Source organism: Kitasatospora sp. NPDC015121 (assembly GCF_055562955.1).
The window spans coordinates 1-1,824 of sequence record NZ_JBVHEH010000102.1; the positions used below are offsets into that span (position 1 = coordinate 1).

Sequence of the window (1,824 nt, forward strand, 5' to 3'; positions counted from 1 at the left end):
GGTAGACGCGGCGGGCGGCCCGTTGGGCGAGCGCGGCGCGGGCGATGGAGTCCCCGGAGTGCCGGGCGTCCAGGCCCAGGACCGCGAACAGCCAGGACCAGCCGTGCTGCCAGACCAGCGTCAGCAGCCGCCCCGGACCCGGCCGGGCGCCCGGATCGTCGTCCGGGGTCGCCGCGCCGAGCTTCTGCCGCAACTGCAGCTCGATCAGCCACGCGGCCAGGGCCGGAACCGCCGCCAGGACCGGTGTCGACATCAGGTTCGGTGCGTGGGCGGCGTTCATGCCGGCGGAGAACGCGACCAGCATCCAGGCCGTGCGGTGGATCAGCCGCAGCTGCCGCGTCCACCCCAGCACGGGGTCGGCGGCGCGGTAGAGCATGACCAGCAGCGTCATCTCGGCCGCGTCGAACACCCCGATGAACGCGACCGCGAGCGGGACGGGCAGGTGCACGGTCTGCGTGGCGAACCCCCACAGCCCGTACACGGACACCGCGACACCGCCCAGGGCGACAAACGCCTGAGGACCGATGCCCGACAGCCACGTCGACTTCCGCAGCCCCAACACACCGCCCACCGCCACCGCTACCGCCAGCACGGCCACAGCCACGGGGACGGCCCAGGCCAGCCAGGACGGCTGGTCAGGAACGAGACGAAGAAGGTCCCCCATCAGGCCACCCCCGCCACGACCGGCCCAACGGAGTCCTCGGCGTGGCCCTCCAGGACCTGCCCGAAGCCGATCAGCTGGACGGTGACGCCGTCGATGACCGTGCTGGTCTCCAGCCACATCAGCGGACCGACACCGCCCTCGGCATCCATGGACACCTCGGCCGGGTCGATACCCAGAGCGGACCGCCACTCCTCGAACTCGGACAGGCTGTCGTAGGCGGTCAGGGTCAGCCGGTCGGAGCAGTGCACCCTGACCTCCGCACTGAGCGCCGGCAGGTCGGGGAACCGCTCCGCCAACGTCACCGCGACCGTGATCGCGGAATGCAGGCGGCTCATCGGCGTCGCGCTCATGCCGCCACCGCCGAAACGGTCGAAACGGCGGCGGTGGCCGGGCGGCGACCCGAACGACGCCGGGACCGGGCGGTCGGGCGGGACTTCATCGGGAGGGTTCGCAGCAGCGACTCCGCGTACTCGGCGACGTCCGGGTCGGTCTCGCGGAGCTCCGCAAGTACCTCGCGGGCGACGTCCAGCCGGGCCGCCCGCTCCTGGACGGACTCGGCGTCCGGGCCGGTGAACAGCTCCAGGTCGATGCCGAGCGACAGCTCGACGAACTCGGTCGCGGTAACGGGCTCGCGACCAGCAACGATGTTCCTCATTGGGTCGTTTTCTCCTCACAGTGGGACGGCCCGAACTGCGGCCCCGGTGGTAGGACACCGGGGCCGCGAGCCGTCTACGGGTGAAGCGGGAAGGAAGCTCCGGCTCCCCTCGGCCCCGCCCGTACAGCCGCGATGAGGGCTGGACGGGCGGGGGAGGCAACCGGCCGCAGCGAGAAGCTGCGGAAAGTCGTGCGCCATCTCTCTGCCTGGCGCTCAGCAGGGCAGTTCACTGCGGGTGGCACCCGAAGGTGTTCTCCAGGGCCGCAGGATCGTGCGTACGGCGCCGACGCGCCGTACCACTGCCGATTCACTGTTCAGTTCTCAAAGACCAGACCCTCCCCGGCGGGCGCGGTATGTCTCTCGTCCTCACGAGACCCGCCGGGCGCTCTGCGGTCGTGCTTCCCCTGCCTGAAAGCGTGGGAATACAGCGCAAGTGGGCACACTTGAAGGAGCTGCACCGCTTGCTCAACTTGTTGGTGCAAGTTGATGTAGTGATGCTGCACCC

2 protein-coding genes and 1 pseudogene are annotated in these 1,824 nt (G+C 70.6%); all 3 read right to left on the reverse strand.

Translation table 11 applies throughout. The features are described 5' to 3' along the window. Positions 1–664, reverse strand: a pseudogene (locus tag ACZ3J7_RS41015) (hypothetical protein); the annotation flags it as partial. Continuing rightward, positions 664–1,014: a hypothetical protein gene (locus ACZ3J7_RS41020; RefSeq protein WP_465628501.1), complete on the reverse strand. Its 351-nt coding sequence runs from the start codon at positions 1,012–1,014 to the stop codon at positions 664–666. The pseudogene ACZ3J7_RS41015 and the gene ACZ3J7_RS41020, both read right to left, overlap by 1 nt. Continuing rightward, the gene (locus tag ACZ3J7_RS41025) at positions 1,011–1,319 is read right to left on the reverse strand and encodes a hypothetical protein (RefSeq protein ID WP_465628503.1); all 309 of its coding nucleotides are present in this window, start codon (positions 1,317–1,319) and stop codon (positions 1,011–1,013) included. The genes ACZ3J7_RS41020 and ACZ3J7_RS41025 overlap by 4 nt, the downstream gene beginning before the upstream one ends. Between the last annotated feature and the right edge of the window lie 505 nt (positions 1,320–1,824).

Excerpts from the sequence above, each read along its gene's own strand:
- ACZ3J7_RS41025 (WP_465628503.1), bottom strand. The coding sequence starts at position 1,319 with ATGAGGAACATCGTTGCTGGTCGCGAGCCCGTTACCGCGACCGAGTTC.
- ACZ3J7_RS41020 (WP_465628501.1), bottom strand. The coding sequence starts at position 1,014 with ATGAGCGCGACGCCGATGAGCCGCCTGCATTCCGCGATCACGGTCGCG.